The 20022-nt window shown below is 66.1% G+C and carries 16 protein-coding genes, 1 tRNA gene and 3 pseudogenes; 12 read left to right on the top strand and 8 right to left on the bottom strand.

Annotated features, from left to right (window positions below; translation table 11 throughout):
* Positions 1-42: 42 nt before the first annotated feature.
* The 5 genes and pseudogenes from KVT44_RS38995 (at position 43) to KVT44_RS38975 (ending at position 5216) form a co-directional block, all read left to right on the top strand.
* Positions 43-1614 carry a transporter gene (locus KVT44_RS38995; RefSeq protein ID WP_254650530.1) on the top strand — a complete coding sequence of 524 codons (1572 nt, stop codon included), beginning with the start codon at positions 43-45 and terminating at the stop codon, positions 1612-1614.
* A 181-nt stretch (positions 1615-1795) separates the two neighbouring features.
* Positions 1796-2188, top strand: coding sequence for a hypothetical protein (locus KVT44_RS38990; protein ID WP_308314223.1), 393 nt, complete (start codon positions 1796-1798; stop codon positions 2186-2188).
* A pseudogene (locus KVT44_RS38985) lies at positions 2158-2400 on the top strand (histidine kinase); the annotation flags it as partial. The gene KVT44_RS38990 and the pseudogene KVT44_RS38985, both read left to right, overlap by 31 nt.
* Before the next feature lie 65 nt (positions 2401-2465).
* Positions 2466-3251, top strand: a complete 786-nt coding sequence (locus KVT44_RS38980) for an SDR family NAD(P)-dependent oxidoreductase (protein WP_217572359.1) — start codon at positions 2466-2468, stop codon at positions 3249-3251.
* Between the two features lie 1257 nt (positions 3252-4508).
* Positions 4509-5216: a GntR family transcriptional regulator gene (locus KVT44_RS38975; RefSeq protein WP_217572357.1), complete on the top strand. Its 708-nt coding sequence runs from the start codon at positions 4509-4511 to the stop codon at positions 5214-5216.
* A gap of 975 nt (positions 5217-6191) precedes the next feature.
* Here the strand turns inward: KVT44_RS38975 and KVT44_RS38970 are convergent.
* On the bottom strand, positions 6192-6611 hold the full coding sequence (locus KVT44_RS38970; RefSeq protein ID WP_217572355.1) for a hypothetical protein: 420 nt from the start codon (positions 6609-6611) through the stop codon (positions 6192-6194).
* 178 nt (positions 6612-6789) lie between these two features.
* Between KVT44_RS38970 and KVT44_RS38965 the strand changes: the two genes are divergently transcribed.
* Positions 6790-7722, top strand: a complete 933-nt coding sequence (locus KVT44_RS38965) for an SDR family NAD(P)-dependent oxidoreductase (RefSeq protein WP_308314221.1) — start codon at positions 6790-6792, stop codon at positions 7720-7722.
* A gap of 114 nt (positions 7723-7836) precedes the next feature.
* Positions 7837-8590: pseudogene (tal, locus tag KVT44_RS38960) on the top strand (transaldolase); the annotation flags it as partial.
* Positions 8591-8821: 231 nt separating this feature from the next.
* Here the strand turns inward: tal and KVT44_RS38955 are convergent.
* Positions 8822-8989 (bottom strand): hypothetical protein, encoded by a 168-nt coding sequence (locus KVT44_RS38955; RefSeq protein ID WP_217572353.1) that lies wholly within the window; start codon positions 8987-8989, stop codon positions 8822-8824.
* A 116-nt stretch (positions 8990-9105) separates the two neighbouring features.
* Positions 9106-9951, bottom strand: coding sequence for a YceI family protein (locus KVT44_RS38950; RefSeq protein ID WP_217572351.1), 846 nt, complete (start codon positions 9949-9951; stop codon positions 9106-9108).
* 396 nt (positions 9952-10347) lie between these two features.
* On the opposite strand from KVT44_RS38950, the gene KVT44_RS60205 reads away from it, so the two are divergent.
* Positions 10348-10482 carry a hypothetical protein gene (locus KVT44_RS60205; protein WP_302832159.1) on the top strand — a complete coding sequence of 45 codons (135 nt, stop codon included), beginning with the start codon at positions 10348-10350 and terminating at the stop codon, positions 10480-10482.
* 1979 nt (positions 10483-12461) lie between these two features.
* Here KVT44_RS60205 and KVT44_RS60200 read toward each other — a convergent pair.
* Both KVT44_RS60200 and KVT44_RS38945 read right to left on the bottom strand, forming a co-directional pair.
* On the bottom strand, positions 12462-12596 hold the full coding sequence (locus KVT44_RS60200; protein WP_302832158.1) for a hypothetical protein: 135 nt from the start codon (positions 12594-12596) through the stop codon (positions 12462-12464).
* A 191-nt stretch (positions 12597-12787) separates the two neighbouring features.
* Positions 12788-13210, bottom strand: a complete 423-nt coding sequence (locus KVT44_RS38945; protein ID WP_217572349.1) for a helix-turn-helix domain-containing protein — start codon at positions 13208-13210, stop codon at positions 12788-12790.
* Positions 13211-13297: 87 nt separating this feature from the next.
* Between KVT44_RS38945 and KVT44_RS38940 the strand changes: the two genes are divergently transcribed.
* A complete protein-coding gene (locus KVT44_RS38940) occupies positions 13298-14152 on the top strand; it encodes an NAD(P)H-binding protein (protein ID WP_217572347.1) in 855 nt (284 codons plus the stop codon).
* 8 nt (positions 14153-14160) lie between these two features.
* Positions 14161-15558 (top strand): MFS transporter, encoded by a 1398-nt coding sequence (locus KVT44_RS38935; protein ID WP_217572345.1) that lies wholly within the window; start codon positions 14161-14163, stop codon positions 15556-15558.
* Between the two features lie 201 nt (positions 15559-15759).
* On the opposite strand, the gene KVT44_RS38930 is transcribed toward KVT44_RS38935, so the two are convergent.
* Positions 15760-15833: transfer RNA gene (locus tag KVT44_RS38930), tRNA-Met, on the bottom strand.
* Positions 15834-16112: 279 nt separating this feature from the next.
* On the opposite strand from KVT44_RS38930, the gene KVT44_RS38925 reads away from it, so the two are divergent.
* Positions 16113-16769: a DUF6417 family protein gene (locus tag KVT44_RS38925; RefSeq protein WP_254650507.1), complete on the top strand. Its 657-nt coding sequence runs from the start codon at positions 16113-16115 to the stop codon at positions 16767-16769.
* Here the strand turns inward: KVT44_RS38925 and KVT44_RS38920 are convergent.
* Complete coding sequence (locus KVT44_RS38920) at positions 16753-16923, bottom strand: hypothetical protein (RefSeq protein WP_217572343.1); 171 nt, start codon at positions 16921-16923, stop codon at positions 16753-16755. The two genes, KVT44_RS38925 and KVT44_RS38920, sit on opposite strands and share 17 nt — an antisense overlap.
* Position 16924: 1 nt before the next feature.
* Between KVT44_RS38920 and KVT44_RS38915 the strand changes: the two are divergent.
* A pseudogene (locus tag KVT44_RS38915) lies at positions 16925-17322 on the top strand (transposase); the annotation flags it as partial.
* Between the two features lie 86 nt (positions 17323-17408).
* On the opposite strand, the gene KVT44_RS38910 reads toward KVT44_RS38915, so the two are convergent.
* Positions 17409-17813, bottom strand: a complete 405-nt coding sequence (locus tag KVT44_RS38910) for a hypothetical protein (protein ID WP_217572341.1) — start codon at positions 17811-17813, stop codon at positions 17409-17411.
* Positions 17814-20022 lie beyond the last annotated feature (2209 nt).

Raw genomic sequence — 20022 nt, 5'->3', positions numbered from 1 at the left:
GCAATCGACTCGCTGGGTGCGAATGCCAGAGGCCCCGTGATCATGGCCTATCTGGGTTTCATCGCAGTGTCACTCCTGTGGCTTCTCATGAATGCCGCGAATGAAAAGGAGAGCCCGGAGAGCTTCTATGTCGCCGGACGGTCGCTCTCACCGTCTCTTAACGGGTTCGCCATCGCCGGAGAAAACATCTCGGTCCTCACTCTGTTGGGGATCTCCGGGAATGTCACCCTGTTCGGCTATGACGCGTTCTCCGTCGCCATCGACACTCTGCTGGCGATCGGAGTGCTGCTGTTCCTTGCACAAAGGATGCGCAACAGTGGTCGTTACACTCTTGGAGACCTTTTTTCGTTGCGGGCGGCAGGGCCGGAGTCGCGTACCGCGGGGAACCTCGTGACGCTGGCCATCACGATCCCTCTTCTCATGGTCCAACTGCATGCGGCCGGCGTCAGCACGGCACTCCTGGTCGGTCTGTCGAGCACGCAGTCCCAGATAGCGTGCACCGTGCTGATGGGCGTCTTTGTTACGGGCGTAGCCTCCCTGGGAGGCTTGAGGGGCATGAGCCTCATGCACATCGTGAAGGTGGTCTTCGCCTTTACGGTACTCATCGTGATCGCGTTTCTCAGCCTCAAGAGCTTCGGGTGGGATCCCGGACGGCTGCTCTCGGCCGCAGTGGAGAAAAGCGCGACACCGGACAAATACCTGAGCCCGGGATCCTGGAAGTACTCAAAGGCTTTTGCACTCGATCCCGTAAACGTCATCAGCAACCACGCGGTCCTCATTCTTGGCACGGCGATGCTGCCTCACCTGATTCTGCGAGTTAACGCGTCGCGGAATGGACGCTCGGCGCGGCGTTCCGTGACCATCGCCACGGTTCCGCTCGGCGTGTTCGTTCTTCTCCTCATTACGGTAGGCTTTGCGGCGGCGGCTGTCGTGGGCGGCAAGACCACGGGTATGGTCGACCTCTTCGGGCCGTCGTTCCTGGTCTCGCTGGCATCGGGTGTGGTCTCCAACGGTTCCGCGGCGAGCATCGCACTTGTCACAGGCGTTGCGTGTGCCGTCTTCCTGGCTGTCCTCACCACCGTGGCCAGCATGACGTTTGCGGCTGCGGTCTCACTGGTGCGCGATGTGCATATGTGGAGCAAATACCGCAGCGACCCCGGCACGGAAGTGCGAGTTGTGCGCGTGGTCGCCGTGGCGGTGGGCACCGTCAGTGTCTTGCTGACGGCGGCCACACACAAGTATCCGCTCGAGTTTCTGTACTCTTTTTCGTTGTGCGTTTCCGCGTCGTGCATTTTTCCCGCGCTGATGTACTCGTTTTTCTGGAGCGGATTCAACCGCAGAGGACTGTTGTGGTCGGTTTATGGAGGGCTACTGCTCTGTGTGATTCTCACGGTGTTCTCGCCTATCGTCTCCGGGATGCCCTTCGCGCTATTTCCGGAAGCGCATTTCGACTGGTATCCGCTGCAGAGTCCGGCGTCGGTTTCCATACCGGCAGCGTTCCTCCTGGGATGGCTCGGCAGCAGGGGATCGATGAGAAGTCCAAAGCCCGACTTCCGATACATTGAATACAAAACTCTTACCGGGAAAGAGATCGGAATGCGGGCCGATAGCTGATCCGGCGCCGACCATGAGGGCCTGCCGCCCGTCGATGGCGTCACAAGTCATCAACGGCGGCAGGCCTGAGGGCATCGATATGTGTGCTCGTACAGCGTGCCGTCGATGCAGAGACTGGGCTGGAGGTGGTACTTGCCCGTGAAGCTTGTATGAGTTCGGTGGGGTCGAGCGTCAACGTTGGGTGTTGCTTGCCCAGTTCGGTAGTGACAGCGGTGCGACGGTGACTTGGGGTGATGCAGGTACGCCCTACTGGCTCATCCGTTCCGTAGGCCTCGCCGGTCACTGCCTCGATCAGGCTCAGGTCACCGTGCAACGCTTGCCCTTTCTCCGCGGCTTGTGGCGGTTCGTCTGCTCTTCTGTCAGTCCGTCTCGGTACAGGTACAACCAGGCGCACCGTTCACCCGAAAAGTGCTGCCTTCCTGACAGTGACAACGTCTTTGGGCAGATCGTCAGCAGGGTTCCTCGGCGTCGGCTGGGCAGTTGGCGTCGCCGCTCGCACCCGGGGCCAGATTCTGCTCAAGCCGTTCCAGTTCCGCGAGGATCTGGCTCGAGTGCACCATGGAGACCGAGCTGACGCTGAACGAGATCGAGGATTCCACCAACCGGATCTCGCACCTGGTCGGCGTGGCGGAGCAGCATTCTCACCTCGCCCGCGCCCCGTTCGAGGTCGCCGACGTGCACGACCTGCTCGACAGCACGCTCGTGATGCTCGCCGGGAAGATCGGTTCCGGAATCCAGGTGGTCAAGGAGTACGACGGGGCGCTGCCGAAGATACCTGCGTACCCAGGGGGCTGGACGCCCATAACTGTATGCAGTTACATTGCCGATTTTGGCCTGTGGAAGGAGCTTGAATGCCTGACACGAGTGGGGGTACTTCCCGTCGGCTGGCGGGCAAGGTGACACTCATCACCGGAACCGGGAGCGGTCAAGGCAGGGCGGCAGCCCTTCGTTTCGCTGCAGAGGGCGCACGCGTCGTCGGTTGCGACATCAGCCCCGAGGGTGCCGCAGTTACGGTGACGCTGGTACGCGAGGCCGGCGGCGAGATGATCTCGCTCCACCCTTGCGATCTCACCGACCCTGAACAAGCCGCTGCGGCTGTGCGGCTCGCGATCGACACTTACGGCGGCATCGACGTTCTCTACAACAATGCGGGTACCGCCCGGGCCGCCTCGATCGGCGAGATGACCTGGGATGACTTCTCGTTCACGATTGACCATGAGGTCGGGTTGATCTTCCACACCGTGACGGCCGCCTGGTCGCACCTCATCGAGCGCGGCGGTGCTTCGATCATCAACACGGGGTCGGTATCGGGCAGCCGGGTCTACAAGGCCCTGCCGGGATTCGCGCACTCGGCCGCCAAAGGCGCGGTCATCGCGATGACCCGTCAGATGGCGCTCGAGGGCGGCCCGTACAACGTACGCGCGAACAGTCTGTCGCCAGGACTCATCGAAGTGCCGGCGACATCGGAATATCTCAAGCAGGACTGGTTCCGGCAGCCGATGGTCGACAAACTCATGCTTCCGCGCTGGGGCCAGCCCGATGACGTCGCCGGGGCGGCGCTGTTCCTCGCTTCGGACGACTCGTCATGGGTCACCGGCATCGATCTCCTGGTCGACGGCGGTACCACCGCTTGGTGACGTGAGCGTGACCGCGACCGGAGATCTCGCGGCGAGGGAGACCCCGGGCGCTGCAGCGAGCCCCGCGACGTCGGGAGCGATCCGCGCCAGCTCATCCCGACACCAACGCAAGGAAGTGGCGGGCGTGTTGTGTTGCAGACCCGACGAGTCCGGCGGGGGGCGATACGCGAAGCAGGTTCGCACTGCTTTGGCGCATGGACGGCGGTCTCACGCGGGCTTCGGCGAGTTGCGGTCAGTGCCGTCGCAATGCTGGGGCTCGTGGGGGTGATGGGCAACTCTGCTAGTGCAGCTCCGGAGCCAGTGCGGTGGCGGATCCTGTCGAGACGTTTGAGAACGGTGCCACCACGCTGTGCCTGATGTACTTTCCCGGCGATGCCTGGACCATCGTGGGTGGCCCTTCCCGCCGTGATGGTTCGATGCAGCGGCGCGCACACAAGCCGGCAGACGCGACTGTGAGGTTGCAGAACGTCGGCACGGGTGTCTGCGCCCCTCAACCGCGAGACGGTCGTGTTTCTAATTGAGCGTTTGGTCCTTTGATTCATGTTTGGTCCCGGCAGGTGAGGTACCGCGCCAGTTCAGTGGCGGCCGCCGTGGTCACCGCTCGGCCCGCCAGGTCGTGAGCGTCGGGTCGATCAGCTTCCCGGCGGGCTCGGAGAGGTCGCTGGGGCACCTCCCGTGCGGGGGCATGTTTCCGATGTCCCGCGCGGCGCCACTGCGGTCAGAGCCCAAAGGGCAGGAGGTGGGCGCGCGTTGGGATGAGACAGGAGGAGCCGGGGTGAAACAAGCCTCTGCTTTCACAGGGCAGACGGATGTCTCATCGGTGTCCTCCAGCTTCCGGATGTCGGGGCGGGAAGACCGTAACGCAGCACCCGAAACCAGAAGTAAACGCTCAAACAGAGTTCGTTTTCTCCCGCTGTTTCATCCCGGAATCTTCTGGCGCGGCCCCGCAAATCGGCATCAACCGCTGATTCCGGAATGGTACAGCGGGAGGAGGTGACCTCTCACTGCCACAGCGGCTCGGCTATGCGGACCACGAACAGAGGGTGGCGACGGGTTCGGTCGCCGATGTCTGCCGAGAGTCGTCCGAGGTGTGCCTCCTGAACCCGCCTCGCGCTGGCCGACGTACGCGATCCTTCCCTTGTGCTGGTTGGTGGACGTATTTCTGTCGGGCTCTCTGTCCGTGTAGGCATAAAGACTCGATAAATGGATCAAGTTTCGAAAATTCTTCATCCAGTCGCGAGTTGCTAAGGTAATTGCATGGCGAGGACAGACGGGACTACTCGAACGGACGGCGTCTACCAATTGCTGCGTGCCGACATCCTCGGCGGGAGGCTGGAACCGGGACAACGGCTGAAGTTCCCCGAGCTGTGCGTGCACTACGGCACCAGCGTCGGTGCCGCGCGGGAAGCGTTGACCAAGCTGGCCGCCGAGGGCTTCGTGGTAACCAGGCCTCGCCAGGGCTACATCGTTCGGCCGCTGTCCTATGAAGATCTCGCCGACCTCACGCAGGCCCGGGTCGAGGTCGAGTCAGTGGTGTTGAGGCTGGCCCTGCAAGGCGGCGACATGCAATGGGAGGCCGGAGTGGTCGCAGCGCACCATGTCCTGCAACGGACGGCCTTCCGTAAACTGGACGATCCAGACCACCCCACTGACGAGTGGTCGGCCGCTCACACCGCGTTCCACGAGGCACTGCTGTCGGGGTGTCGAAATCATCACCTGCTGGCCACGGCCCGTGCCCTCCGCCAAGAAGCCGAGCTGTATCTGCAGTGGTCCGTTTCCATCGGTGACGATTCCCATCGTGATCTGGCGAGCGAGCACGGCGCCATCCTGGACGCTGTCGTCGCGCGGGACGCCGAGCGCGCCGTCGAGCTGATTCGGGACCACATTGCTCACTCGGCACAGCTGCTGATCAGTTGCGCCTCCGACGAGCCCAACCGGGCGGGGGGCGTCGGCGTCGCGGAGTGATGCGGAGTCTGTCCCCCTGTACCACGGTGTGATGCTGCCGATCTGGCCCGTATGCAGAAGACAGGCTGCACAACCGGCAGCCCAGACCATGCCTTTCCAGGAGCTGGGCGTGGTCCAGACGATCACGTGCCGGCCACCATTGTGCAGTTCGGCCATGGCCGGAAGGTCGGCGGATGAGAGACCGGATCTGCATTCGCTACGACTTCCAAGGGCCGGCGGGCGACGATGATGCATCAGACGTACTGCTGTATCTGAATCAGGCCAGAGGGCCACGCACTCCACATAGTTGTGGGACAGGCAGAGCTGACCCGTGTGGAGCTCGGAGGATAGGCACCCGCACATGTGTGCCGCGACTTGTCTTCGGCGGCGGCCCGTCGATAGCTCCAACGTAGGTTGTTGCTTGGTATGCGCTGTGGCGGCTGGAGTTATGGTGGGGACGCCATAGTTGGGGTGGCGGCCAGCGTGTGTACTCGCCAGCGTCGTCTGCGGCCCACAAGCTGCATTCCATCCAGGCGCATACCCCGTCTAAGTTAGTTGCTCCGGACGGGCCTTCGGGCCACTGGAGATCGTCTAACTCGTACGCTCAAGCGGCGTGGGTGGCATGCATCCGGGGTCAGTTCGACGAGGTCCGGGCGGTCTGCGCCAGCCGCACGGCCTCTCGCCACGATGTCGCCGCACCTTGTCGGGGTGGGCGGCTAGGTTGTAGTACAAAGCAGGCTTCTTTGCGGTACCGGCCACCACGGCCACGACCTACCAGCTGCCGTCGTCGCTGGGGAACTATGCCACCGATGTCGAGCGTGGTTTGCCGCTCCTGCGGTTGACGGTCGTCAGCACCAGAGCGTCCATGCCCATCAGCTTGGCGTTCCTTTTGCGGCGGAGCGCGGCCGGGCTCGCGGGTAGAAAACGGGTGCCCGAAGGCGTGTCGAACCTCATATGAGCTCGCGCCACGCAGAATATTTGCCAGCCAAGCATCGGTCAATCAGTATGGGACCCGTGAGTCTCATCCGGTCGGTGAGCGACCCCGGTTCGGCAGGCGCGCTCGACGAGCGTTTTCCGGCTGTTGGTCAACCGCTTGAGATGCCAGCCGGTGTCGGTCTCCTTCGATGTCGACAGGTAGGGCAGCAGGGGGGCTTCGAGGGCGGCGGCCAGCTGGATGGTCAGGGCGTCGAGGTCTCGGACGTCAGGCCGCGCCTGGTGCAGCAGCACGTGGATGTGGACCTGGGAGAGGGTTGCCTCGCCCATCGGGACTGGCTGACTGCGGCGGAGCGCGGCCCGTCCATGGTCACCTTGTCCACCCCGACCCGTGATCATCTCGCGGGCCGTGCTTGGCAGGCGCAGGCGCAGGCGCAGGCGATTGCGCAGAGCGTCAGCGCGCGGCTTGCCCAGGGCGATCAAGACTCCCTCCACGTAATACAGCGTACGGCACAAACCGCTAAGCGGGGTAAAGTCCGCTTCTCTGCTATCGTCGAGAACGACATCGACGGCTCCCCGGCGCGCCCTGGCGGGTCGCACGGGCCACAGCGCAGGTCATGGCCAGCAGCGGCCCGCACTCACACACAGAACGGATCCCCTCGTGAACGCATCGGCGCACGCCGCCCCGAAGAAGTCCAAGCAGCGGCTGAACGGCATCGTGGACAAGAGCCTGGTCATCCCGACGACTCCGCTCGACCGGCTGCGCCTGTCCGGCAAGCGACTGCTCGTCGTCGGCGGGACGAACGGCCTCGGCCAGGCCGTCGCCCAGCAGGCCCTGGCGCAGGGTGCTGAGGTCACCGTCGTCGGCCGTACGTTCCGGGACAGGCCGACGAATGGGCTCATTTTCGTGCAGGCCGACCTGTCCTCGATGCGCGAGGCCGTTCGGCTCGGTGAGGAGCTCCCGGCCGAGACCTACGACGTGGCCTACTTCTCTCTCGGTATCATGGCGGCCAAGACCCGGGAAGTGACCCGTGAGGGCGTCGAGCGTGACATCGCCATCAGTTACCTGAGCCGCCTCGCGGTCCTTCAGGGGCTGAGTTCCAGGCTGGGAACCGGGCGTCCCGACGGGGCGCCGCAGGCGCGAGTGTTCATCATGGGTGCTCCCGGCACGGGCACTGTGGGCACCCCCGATGACATGAACTCGGAGAACGGCTACAAGGCCATGGTGGCCCACATGAACACCGTGGCCGGCAACGAGATGCTCGTGCTCGCCGGCGCTGACCTGCTGCCCGGCCCGGCGTACTTCGGCCTGAACCCCGGCTTCATCTCGACCGGTATCCGGTCCAATTTCCTCGGTGAGGGCAGCGTTACCCACCGGATGGCCGAGTTCTTCACCGGCATGGCGGGCCCCTCGCCGGAGACCTACGGGGAGCGCATGGTGCCCCTGGTGTTCGCCGACGGACTCAATGGCCGGACCGGGCTAATGTTCGACAACAAGGCTCGGGTCATTCGGGCGACCGACGGTCTCGACAAGGAATACGTGAGCCGTTACATGTCGGCGTCGCAGGCTCTCCTGCAGCGCGCTCTGGGCTGACCCTGTCACCGGCCTGGCCCGGACCTAGGCATGCCGCCGAGGTCCGGGCCAGACGGAGCCTTGTCGAAGGCGACGGGTCGGGAAGGTCCTGTTCGCCACCGGTTTACCCCTAGTTACGAGCAACAGGTCACCGACCTCGCCGTCCGCAAGGTCACCGTCGACGAGGCCATCCGCATGATCACCACGGCCGACGTACGGGATGCCGCCGACATTTTGCGTCCGGTGTTCGACGCGACCGGCGGTCAGGACGGCCGGGTCTCCATCGAGGTCGACCCGCGCCTCGCCCACAAGACCGATGCCACCGTCGCCGAGGCGGAGCAACTTTCTTGGCTGGTGGATCGCGAAAACGTGCTGATCAAGATTCCGGCCACGCCGGCCGGACTGCCCGCGATCACCGAGGTGATCGCGAAGAGCATCAGCGTCAACGTCACGCTGATCTTCTCGCTCGAGCGCTACCGCGAGGTCATGGACGCCTACCTGGCGGGTCTGGAGAAGGCGAAGGCCGCGGGCCTGGACCTCTTCGAGGTCCACTCGGTGGCGTCCTTCTTCGTGTCCCGTATGGACACCGCGATCGACAAGCGCCTGAACGCCCTGGGCACCGACGAGGCCAAGGCGCTGCTCGGCAAGGCCGCCGTCGCCCATGCCCGGCTTGCCTACCAGGCGTACGAGGAGATGTTCTCGACCGCTCGCTGGAGCGCGCTGGAGAGCGCAAGCAGCGTCCGCTGTGGGTGTCGACCGGCGTGAAGGACCCGGCGTACCGGGACACCATGTACGTCGACGATGTGGGGTGCCGGGCACGGTGAACACCATGCCGGAGGCCACACGGGACGCCGTCGCTGACCATGGTGAGATCCGTGGCGACGTGATCGCTGTTCGCTCTTGGCTCCTGGTGCCGCCGACGGATGTTGCCACAGCTCGTGCGGAGCCGGAGCGAGGATGTGGTGGATGCGCTGGCCGTTCATCGGCTGCGACTTGGGCATGGCAACGACGTAGGAGAGCTGGGCTTCTGCCAGGAACCGTCAGAAGCGGGAGTCCTGTCTGTAGGCGGCATCCGCGGTCACCCAGGCGACGGTGAGCGGCGAGGCCAGGGTGCGAAGGATCATGCCTCGGGCGAGGTTGCCCTGCTGTGTCTCGGCAGCACCGCGCTGAGGCTGCGCAGGAGTTCCTCGCTCCCTTCAGTATCGACATTCTCACCGCCGCCGGTGGCGAACGCTTCCAGCTCGGCGTAAATGAAGCGGACGATGGCCTGGGCGGATCTGCTCAGCAAGCGCCTCCACCCTCATCCTCCGCGGCATCCCGATCGGCAGCACCAGCACGCGTCTCACATGCCTCCCCTCGCTCACGGAGCCATTTCCGGCACACCCGCCGAGCCCGGACCGCGCGTCAGCCCTTCGGCACGATCTGAACATCCAGTTCGACCCCGATGGTCTGTCCCACCACCGCGATACCCCGCGCCAGCATCTTCTGCCAGCTCACGGTGAAGTCGTCCCGGTGCAACTCGGTCCGTGCCAGACAGGCGGCCCGCACCTCTCCCTGCAGGCCATTGCCGATCCCTAGGTACTCAGCGTCCAGAGTCACCGTCCGCGTCACACCGTGCAGTGACAGCGCGCCCGTTACGGCCCACCTGCTCCCGCCTTTGTGCACGAACCGCTCGCTGTAGAACTCCAGCGTGGGAAACCGCTCGACGTCCAGAAATTCCGCCGACCGAACATAGTCGTCCCGCATCCTGAAGTTGGTGTCGACGGAGGCCGCGTCGATCACGACGTGCATCGCCGACCGCTCCACCGGATCCGTAATCCGCACCACCCCCGCGAACGAGTTGAACCGCCCGTGGATCCTTGCGAGCCCGATGTGCCGCACGGTGAACGCGATCGACGAATGCGTCGGCTCGATCTCCCAGTCCCCTGGCTTGGGTAGTTTCGGCAGCCGCGCCACCTGGAGCGTCACCTCCCCGAGCGAGGTCAGAACGTTCTCCTCGACCGTCACGGTCGCCCGGTGCGGGATGTATCCCTCGGCGGACAATGCGAGCTGGTACCGCCCCGCAGGCATCGTCGTCACGAACGCCCCGAACGGGTCTGTCCCGCCGCTCACCACCTTGCGTCCCATCGCGTCGCTCACCACGAACTCCGCTTGGGAAACAGGCTCTTTGACCGGGTCCAGCATCCGGCAGCTCAACACCCCGGCGTTCTTGGGGGTCTGTACCGCAGCGAGGGGACTTGTCCGCTGCATTCGGTTAACATTGGCCAACCAACTACTGATCACGTGCGCCACCCCTGTGTGACGCGACTCCATCTGTCGTCGAAGATGTATTCGATCACTGATATGGCATTCAAGGCAACATAGTGTCACATCACGAGAAACAAAGGCATATGCCGGTATTGCGGCTGAGTGGTCCTGCCTGATTGGAATGCACCATTGGCCATGAGTACTCGGCCCCAGTTCTCACCCTCCCTGTGGCGGGACATCGAAACTCCCCTCTCCACATTCGGCCCGCACATGGCCGAGTAGCTCGTCTGGCGCGAAGAGGAAACCGTTCGTCCCCTGGGGCCGGCGGCGTACGAAGAGGCCCTCGCGGAAGGCGGCAGCCACCGTGGCCCCGACCAGGCTTTTGCGTACCCCCTGTACATGGCATCCGAGCCAGTCGCCGCGGCCCCCGTACCCGCCCCAAGCTTGCTGACGTCCCGGGAACGGGAAGTGGCCGTGCTGGTGAACATCCTGGCCGAGCTCGGCCTCAGCTCTCGCGCCCGGACCGCGTCCTGATGGACAGCCAACCAGGCAGCCACCCTGTGGGGCAACCCGTAGAAATACCCGAGCCCCGTGGCGGGACTCCACCCGTAGATCCCCCCTACCCTCGGGCGGACCTCTCGCCGATCCTTTCGCCATGACGTGCAGCAGGGCGCGTCCTCCAGCGCCGAGGGCTGCGGCTCCGTGCTCAGAGGTGCACCCCACACCGATAGCAATCGGCCCAACCGTCCGTGACGGGAACGCGCATGACCGATGGCAGTCACCGTTTCCGGCCGTCCCGTCCCACCCGGCCTCCGGAGGCGACAGCGGGCCGTAACCCGCCAGCGGTTCATGAGTGGCCCGTGCCTGAATGAAGGTCACAGTCCCAATGAGGCACCGTGGTTGAACACGCCATCCTGGTAACCGCGTGGTGGCGGTAGTGGCGCCCGCAGTTGCACGTCGGGGTCCCGCACGAAGAAGCTGCCCCAAGTCACTTCGTCGGCACCGTCCTCGACACTCTGCCGCCATCCCATGACGTAGGAGTCCGAGCGGCACATGAACACGCGGATGAACTCGGACCTACCTGGTCCGCCACTGTATGCCGTTGATCAACTGCCGCCGGGTCTACACCGGTGGACGGCCCGGCTTTTTGCCCAGCGGCAGCAACGGCTCAAGCCGTCCGGCATAGTTGTGCCTTTGCGGTGCCCCGAGCACGCACGCTCGGGGCACGCAGCCAAGTCAGAAATGGTCGATCAAAGCGACTGCGAGGCCCGTGATTGCTGTGATCAGAGCAGCGAGGGCCGAGATCCAGGCCGCTGCCTGGGCGCTCCTGGATGACTTGCCGATTCCCCTCGGTGTACTATTCTGCGCACTGGACAGTGCGTTAGGTTGGTGGCCCGTCAGATCTGGGACGGGATCATGTTGCTGCATGAACTACTCCTAAATGTCCCGGTATCGAGGAACCCGTACGGCGAAAGTTGTCAGAGGCAGACGCCATACGGGTTTTCGGTGTGCGGATTTCAGCAGGCGTCGCGATGCAACTGGCTGGAGTGCTGCGGGGGTTGCCATTGACGGGCGGTCGATCTGTTCGGAGACCGTAGCAGCGCCTTGCCCGGCGCCCTATCCAGTCGCCGAGCAGGCGCCCACTTCCAGCAACGAAGCGCTTGGTCTCGCAGCGACTCCGTGTCGCGGGGTTTTTCGGCGTCAGTGCTGGATGCATGGTCGGCGTGTAGCTACAAAGCGTTGCGAGCCTGTAGCTACACCGTAGCCGCTGATGTTGGCCGAAAAGATGCCATGTGTGCAGAGCTGGGTGGCCAATTGACGATGTGTCGCCAACCGCCTTCGCCCACCACTTAGCTCCCATCCCGTCTGCCGTCGGCCCACACACCGTGGAGCGGGCGTGGTTCAGGGCGTCAAGGTGGAGCGCGCCACTGTACGAACGTCCTTGACGCCCTGGGCCGCGGCTGCTCGGCTCTGCCTGGGTCGATGGCGGACGGGATGGGAGCAACCCGCGCACGCCACCACGGGCCGGCACTCGCGAACGGCGCCCCGTCCATCCTGGAGCCTGAGCGCCCCTGCCGGAGGCATGTCGTTGACCTCCCGTGCAACCGCACGACGTGGCACGGCAGTGGCACGGGGACTGAGTCCCGAAGCAACTGAGCGGGGGCCGCTGCCTTGGGTTGGTGTGGCCCCTCACCTGAGGCGATCGTCCATGGGCGTCCGCGCTCGTCCGCCTCTGTTCGTCGGCGTTGTCACGCAGTTAGACACACAGCGGGGGCCAACCTCTCCGTTCGCGCTGTAGATCAACCTCGCCCTTCGAGCTGGGCCATCCAAGCGAAGGCGCCCGCAGTGAGAGCGGCCCGTGATCCGGTCCGCCAGCGGTCAGTGATATCGGTCCAGCCGTGAAGCACCGCGCTCTGGGCGCCGTCCTCGGATGCCTGGTCGTAGAAGAGACTGAACTTGAAGACCCTGCCGTCGGCGGAGATGACCTGCCCGTCCTCGTGGAATGGGCCCTCTTACAGGAGATCGACGACAACCGCCCGGTCTGGGTCGAGCCCCTGGCCCTTCAACAGCTCTCGCAACCTGCGCCAGAGGTCGTACTGGCTGGTCCGTAGGAGATCGGTGTACTGAACGACGATGCTTGACACCATGAACCTCATGATCGGTCCCGGCGTCGATGAAGGGAAGTAACGGGCGGCATCGGTGACTGCTGGCGCCCACCTGGCCCCCGCTTCTGGTCGCAGGCGGGCCAACGGCCGTGACGGCTAGATGTTGCGGGCCATGAGGTTGTTTACAGGCATCACTGGCAACACGCTCGGTGTGAGGCCAACAGTGGTCCCCGCTACCGGATGTCGTGGTCGGGGTGGGTCTGGTCGTACTGGTGCCGTGCCTCAGCAATGACGGCGCGATGCGTGAGAGACCAGTCGGTGAGTGCTTTGACCAGGTGAGTCAGGCTGGCCCCGGTCTCAGTCAGGCGGTAGTCGACCTGAGCCGGGACGGTCGGGTACACGGTGCGGTGGACGAGTCCGTCGCGTTCCAGCCTGCGCACGGTGAGGGTGAGCATGCGCTGGGAGATGCCGTCGATGGCGCGTTGCAGCTCCCGGAAGCGACGCGGCCCGCCGGCGAGTTCGACGATCACGAGTACCGACCACTTGTCGCCGATGCGGTCCAGGACATCGCGGATCCCGCAGTCCGGGTGATCTTCGTGTCCGCAGGGATCGAGGTCGGCGGGCTGGGCGGTTACCTCAGTGTGCGCGGGTGACATCGAACTGCCTCCTCGTGGCCGGTATCTGGGCGGATCAGGATCAAGCCTAGTTACCGAAGAGAACCACAACGGAAGACTGTGACTGACATGATCTTGGTGACCGGAGTGAACGGGAAACTCGGCTCGGCCACTTTGGCGGCGCTGCATGCCCGCGGTGCGATCGCGACAGGCGGTAGCCGCACCCCGAGTGACGGGATGCGGCGGCTGGATTTCGACGACCACTCCGGCATTGACCTTGCCGGTGTATCGACCTTGGCGCTGATTTCCGCCGGCTACGGCGAGGACGACCAGGTCGTCGGGCGGCACGCGGCCGTCTTGGACGCTGCCGCCCGAGACGGCGTCCGACATGTCATCTACACGAGCCTGACCGGTGCCGGCGACCACCTCGGTTTCGCACTGGCGCACCGTGCGACCGAACGGCTTGTGCGCGCTTGCGGCCTGCCGTGGACGATCCTGCGCAACGGCCTGTATGCCGAACTCTTCGGCGGTCTGCTGATGTGGGCCGACGACGGGGTGGAGTCCGCATTCGGCGACGGAGCCCTGGCCGCGGTCGCCCGTGCGGACCTCGCCGAAGCCGCGGCAATCATCGCAGCAGATCCGGCCCAACACAGCGGGCACACCTACGACCTGACCGGCGCGCCGATCACGACAGCGGACGTAGCCGACCGGCTCGGAGTCCCGCACCGGACCATCGGCCTGGGCGAGTACCGGCGCAGGCTCCTCAATGAGATGCCGGACTTGTTGCCGTTCCAGCCGCCCATGCTCGCCTCGATTGCGACCGGCATCCGGCACGGTTTCCTGGACGGCACCAGCTCCGACCTCGCTGACATACTCGTCCACCCAGTCAGCGACCCACTGGCTACGGCTGTCGCAGCCGCCTCTGCCACGAGACCGGGCCGCAGCCAGGAAACGGCGGGCAGCGCGCGGCCTGCAACGTCATGAGTGCTTCCATGGCTGTCGAACACCGTCGGGGTGTCGTGGTGCTCGCGCTGATCGCGGCCTTCATGGTCTTCGTCGACGGCACGATCGTGAACCTCACTCTCGCCCAACTCGCCTCGCACCTGGACGCCTCCCGTTCCGAGCTCGAATGGGCGGTCAACGCCTACACCCTCTCCTTCGCCGCGGTGATGCTCGGTGCCGGCGCGATCACGGACACCTTCGGCGCGAAGTGGGCCTTCGTGGCCGGCCTGCTGGTCTTCACCGCGTCCTCTGCAGTCTGCGCGTCCGCCACCTCGATGCTGGTGCTCAACTTCGCCCGGTTGGTGCAGGGTGCGGGCTCCGCTCTATTGCTGCCAAGCGCGCTCGTCCTGGCCACGGCATCCGCAACCGATGAGCAAGCGCGGAACCGACTCGTCGGCTGGTGGGCCGCCGCCGGGGGCGTCGGAATGGCCGCCGGACCGCTGATGGGCGGAGCGCTCGTCGCGCTCGCGAACTGGCGTGCGGTGTTCGCCGTCAACGTGGTCATCGGGATCCCCGCCGCCTTGTGGAGCATCCGCTCGATGCCTACCACCGCGCGCGGCAGTCGGCGCCTCGACATCGTCGGCATGGGCTGTGCGACCGCACTGATCGGCGGGCTGGTCTTCGCGCTCATCCAAGCCCCCGCGCAGGGCTGGCTGAGCCCCGCAGCCATCACCGCCGCCGCGCTGACGGTCACCGGGCTCGTCGGCTTCGTCTGGGTCGAACGGTCCTCCCGGGCACCTCTCCTGCCGCCAGGCGTCTACTCTGACCGCAGGTTCGTCGCCACAGCCGCACAAGGCGCATTGTTCAACTTCGCCTTCTACGGGCTGTTGTTCGCGATGAGCCTGATGCTCCAGCAAGGCCGCGGGCTCAGCGCGCTTGTCAGCGGTTTTCTGTTCCTGCCTCTGACCGGCCTCATCTCGATCGGCAGCATCTGCGCCGCCCCACTCGCGCGACGGATCGGACGTACCGCTGTCCTGGGCATCGGCCAGGCCGTCCTGACCACCACGTTCCTCGCGGTGGCGTGGGCCAGCACCTCATCCGCGCTCTGGCTACTGGTGCTTGCCCTTGTTCCCGTCGGGTTCAGCTCGGGACTGCTGGTGCCGACCATGACCTCGCAGTCCATCGCCGCCGTCGAACCCGCCCTGCACGGGGCCGCGTCCGCAGTCTTCAACACCTCCCGCCAGACCGGTGCAGCCATCGGCGTCGCCGCCTTCGGCCCACTCCTCGGGCCCACGCACAACCTCAGAGAGGGGTTCATCACCTGCGTGGTCGTCGGCGCAGCCGCCACCGCGGTCGCCCTGCTACTGACCACGCTTGCACTTTCCCGGCGAGCCGCCTTGACCACCATCACCAGTCCTGCTGATGGCAGCAACATCGACTCTGCGTGAGACGTGCCTTCGACCGGGGCGGACCTATTGGCGGTCTCGCGAGGTCGGGGCCGGTCGAGCTTTGGCGCCGCGCTCCGCGCGGCGCCCGGTCGTGTCCACGGCGCAGTTCGGCCTGTCCGGCGCGCGTGCTGCAACGCCACGTGCCCCGGGGCTGGACACGCCTGAGGGGCCAGTACATTGTGCTGGCCCCTCAGGCTTCAGTAGCGGGGACAGGATTTGAACCTGCGACCTCTGGGTTATGAGCCCAGCGAGCTACCGAGCTGCTCCACCCCGCGTTGGATTCCTGCAGCTTACGCCAACTATTCCGCCCCCGAGACCATGAGCGCCTGCTGGCCGCGAGGGGTGCCGGCGGTCACGGCTGCCCCTTGCTCCTTTCCTCTGATCTCCTCGTTGGCAGCCAGGCCGTGAATCCGCTGGCTTTCCGAGAGTGCGCTGACCGTCGGACGGATTCCCTCGATGGGCTGTCCTTCCCCGCCTTGGCGCTGCCTGGACCGGCATCGGCGTCTACGGTCGGCGAACGGGTACGGGCGCGGTGCACAAGGCGGGGGAGTGGGATGAGGAGTTGGGAGAGGGCGCTGTCGGTGCTGGAGGCGCTGCGTGAGCGCGGGCAGGCGGCCGGACATGGCTGGACGCTGGACACTGAGCTTCTCCTGTCGCACCAGCAGCAGGTGAACGCCCTGGAGAGTCAGGGTCTGGTGAAGCTTGCCTGCCGAGAGGACCGCGCGGAGCTGTCGGCGCTGGAGGGGCGGCCCGTGCGGTGGGCGGCCCGACTGACGCCACACGGCCATGACACCCTTACCTATGGCTGCTCGCGTCCCCGCGCCGAGCCCTCGCCCGGCGGGGAGGAAGCAGACCGGCAGGTGGTGGAGCTGATCCCGTCGCAGATGGCGGCGCTGCGCGTGTTCGTCGGCCTCACCGGCCGGCTCCGGGTGCCGCCGGCTGATGGGCTGGGGGAGCAGGTCCGTACGGCCTCGTGTGATCACGGGATCAAGCGGTGGCGGCTGTATCTGACGACGGAGCAGATCGCTTCGGTGGCGTACGGGTTGTGGCTGCACCGGATGACGGGCTCCGCCGCAGAAGCCAACCGCTTCGGCCGCGAGTACGGCGTCGTACACGACCCGGTCCGAGCCTCGGACGAGGGAGCCGCGGCCGCCGACGGCAGATCATCGGCGGCCGCGGGGGCTGGTGCGGGGGTCAGCGGGCGAGGGTGACGGTGATGGGCTGGTCGGGGCAGTTGCTGAGGGCCTCGGACAGCGCGGCGTGTTCGGTGGGGTCGATGGTCAGGCCCCAGCGGGTCTTGTCGGCGACTCCAGTCCCGGGCACCGAGCCAATTGACGAAGTGGACAGCTTGGCGAAGACGTCCATGTCAATGTCCGCGATCAGCACCCGCGGCCGGATGCACTTCATGGTCTTCACCGAGACCTTCGACGCGCAGGTCATGTGCCGCTTCCTCGCCCGGCTCACCGGGCACTTCGACCGGAAGGTCCAGCTGATCGTCGACCGGCACTCCGCCCACCGCGCGAAGGCCGTCCGGACCTGGCTCGCCGACCACAAGGACCAGATCGAGCTGCACTTCCTGCTTCGTACTCACCCGAGCTGAACCCGGACGAGCTGGTCAACGCCGACCTCAAACGCAGCCTGCCCCACACCCACCGGGTCAGAGACCAGGCCGAACTCGCCGCCGAGACATGCCGGTTCTTCCACCGCCGACAACGCCAACCCCACATCGTGCGCGGATACTTCGGCGGCCGACACGTCCACTAGGTCCTCGACGAGTGAACGCCATGAGTTTCTGATCAATATGTTGGACGTCAGCGACCCGGAACGCCCCACCGTTTCGCATCATTACGTCAGGTCGGCGAAGGCCCGGACGGCGGTGCGTTCCGGTACGGATTGAGAGCCGCGGCCCTGTCGTCGTACGGGAGTCGGGACAGCTTGCCGACGAAGGTCCACATCCTGCGCTCGTCCGCGATGTCCGCGGGCAGGACCAGCCCGAGGCTCTCGGCGAGGGGCTTGCGCCCCGTGTTGACCAGGGCGCGGACCGCCGCGGCCCATTCGTCGGTGGCGGACACGGCGCAGCGGTACCACACGGGGGTCAGGCAGCCGAGCACGACAGCGGTGGCGGTGAGCGTGGCGGGCCGGGCATCGGCCGAAACGGGTGCGGGGAGCAGGGCAAGACCCTCGGGCCGCTCTTCGGCGAGACGGGAACATCCCCGCGGGTGCGGGGAGCAGTTGAGCCCGGTCTTCAGGTACAACCCGTACCAGGGAACACCCCCGCTGGTGCGGGGAGCAGGCCGTGGCCATGGCCTCGCCCTGCAGGAGGTCGGGAACATCCCCGCGGGTGCGGGGAGCAGGGCACCGCGCAGGCCTTCTACGCCAGCCAGATGGGAACATCCCCGCGGGTGCGGAAGCAGCACAGCGACATCCTCGTCCATCACAGCGCGCCGGGAACATCCCCGCGGGTGCGCGGAGCAGGTGGTGGTCTGTAGTAGTACCAGGTCGTGCCGGGAACATCCCCGCGCAGAGTGGTGTCACTGCGGCTACCCGGGAACATCCCCGCGGGTGGGAGCAGCACAACATCTTCCACGAACTCATGCATGAGTGGGGAACATCCCTGCGGGTGCAGGGAGCAGGAGGAACTCCCCGGCTCGATGGCGGGACAGTCTGGAACATCCCCGCGGGTGCGGGGGAGTAGCCCGAGGCCCTCGCCTGGTTCGAGGACGTCGCGGGAACATCCCCGCGGGTGCGGGGAGCAGGCTGCCCAGTTCACGCCGAACGGCGTCGCCCAGGGAACATCCCCGCGGGTGCGGGGAGCAGGACGCTGGCACGGCGGTGACGATGCCGACGTGGGGAACATCCCCGCGGGTGCGGGGAGCAGACGGCGGCCGCTGTGCCCGGGGAGATCGTGGCGGGAACATCCCCGCGGGTGCGGGGAGCAGTACGGGATCGTCCAGCCCACCGCAGTCGACACTGGAACATCCCCGCGGGCACGGGGAGCAGCTCCTCCTCCGCATCCGCGCTGGAGGCCAGATGGGAACATCCCCGCATGTGCAGGGAGCAGTCGACCTTCAGGTAGCAGCCGATCAGCGTTCCGGGACCATCCCTGAGGGTGCGGGGAGCAGGGCCAGATCGGCGTCGCGAAGCTCCCTGTCGCCGGACCATCCCCGCGCGCGGGGAGCAGACAAGTGCCACATCGCGGACCTTCTTGAGGAAGGGACCATCCCCGCGCTTGCGGGGAGCAGTTGTCCGCGAGGCCCTTAGCCTGCTCCCAGACGGGACCATCCCCTCGCGTACAGGGAGCAGCTGACATCCGTCTCGATGGGCAACTTGCTGCCAAGCCCATCCCCGCGGGTGCGGGGAACAGTGGATCACGGCGCGATGCTGTCCGAGCAGGGCGGGACCATCCTCGCGCGTGTGGGGAGCAGGACGGGGACGGGACCAGGGTGAACCGGTTCGAGGGACCATCCCCGCGCGTGCGGGGAGCAGGGGCTCATCGCGACTGGTGATTCCCTGGCCTCGGGACCATCCCCGCGCGCGCGGGGAGCAAATCGTCTGGCCGTTCGGTTGTTTCATGGCCATGGGACCATACCCGCGCGTGCGGGGAGCAAAGCGTCTTGGAGGTGGCATGGACGCCGCCCTCGGGACCATTCCCGCGCGTGCGGGGAGCAGGGCCGGGGTTGCCCGCTTTCCGGGCCTATTCGGGGACCATCCCCGCGCGTACCGGGAGCAGGGCCGCATCGACCAGGACGGCAACCTGATCATGGGACCATCCCCGCGGGTGCGGGGAGCAGAACGTGTCCTGGGCGAACTTCTCCACGTGCAGGGGACCATCCCCGCGTGTACAGGGAGCAGCCCGGGGTGCCGGTGTCGTCCCAGACCATGTTGGGATCATCCCCGCACGTGCGGTGGAGCAGTACGTCTTCTCGCGGTCGTACGGCACGTCGTTGGGACCATCCCCGAGCGCACGGGGAGCACCCGGTCGCGACCCTCATGACGACCACGGACACGGGACCATCCCCGCCCGGGCGCGAAGCAGCCGGGCGGTACCACCGTCATCATCGACGGCCTTGGAGCATCCCCACGAGTGTGGGGAGCAGCTGACCCACCCGGTGATGCCCGTCGGAAGGCCGGGACCAGCCCCGCGTGCGCGGGGAGCAAGTCTCGATCTGGATGCAGTACCGGCCGGTCCGGGGGCCATCCCCGCGGGTGCAGGGAGCAGGACGTCCGGTCCCGGTTGAGCCAATAGTCCGTGGGACCGTTCCCGCGGGTGCGGGGAGCAGGGGAACACCACCACGATCACGGGTGACACCGCGGGACCATCCCTGCGCGTGCGGGGAGCAGATCCTCACGCTTCCCTTACCGGTCATGGTGCTGGGACCATCCCCGCGCGTGTGTGGGGAGCAGTGCAGGGAGGCGGGTGTCGTCGATGCCGTGGTTGGGACCATCCCCGCGCGTGCAGGGAGC

This window comes from Streptomyces sp. GbtcB7 (assembly GCF_019091445.1).
Taxonomy (GTDB): Bacteria; Actinomycetota; Actinomycetes; order Streptomycetales; family Streptomycetaceae; genus Streptomyces; species Streptomyces mirabilis.
This window is presented reverse-complemented; position numbering and strand designations above follow the sequence as displayed.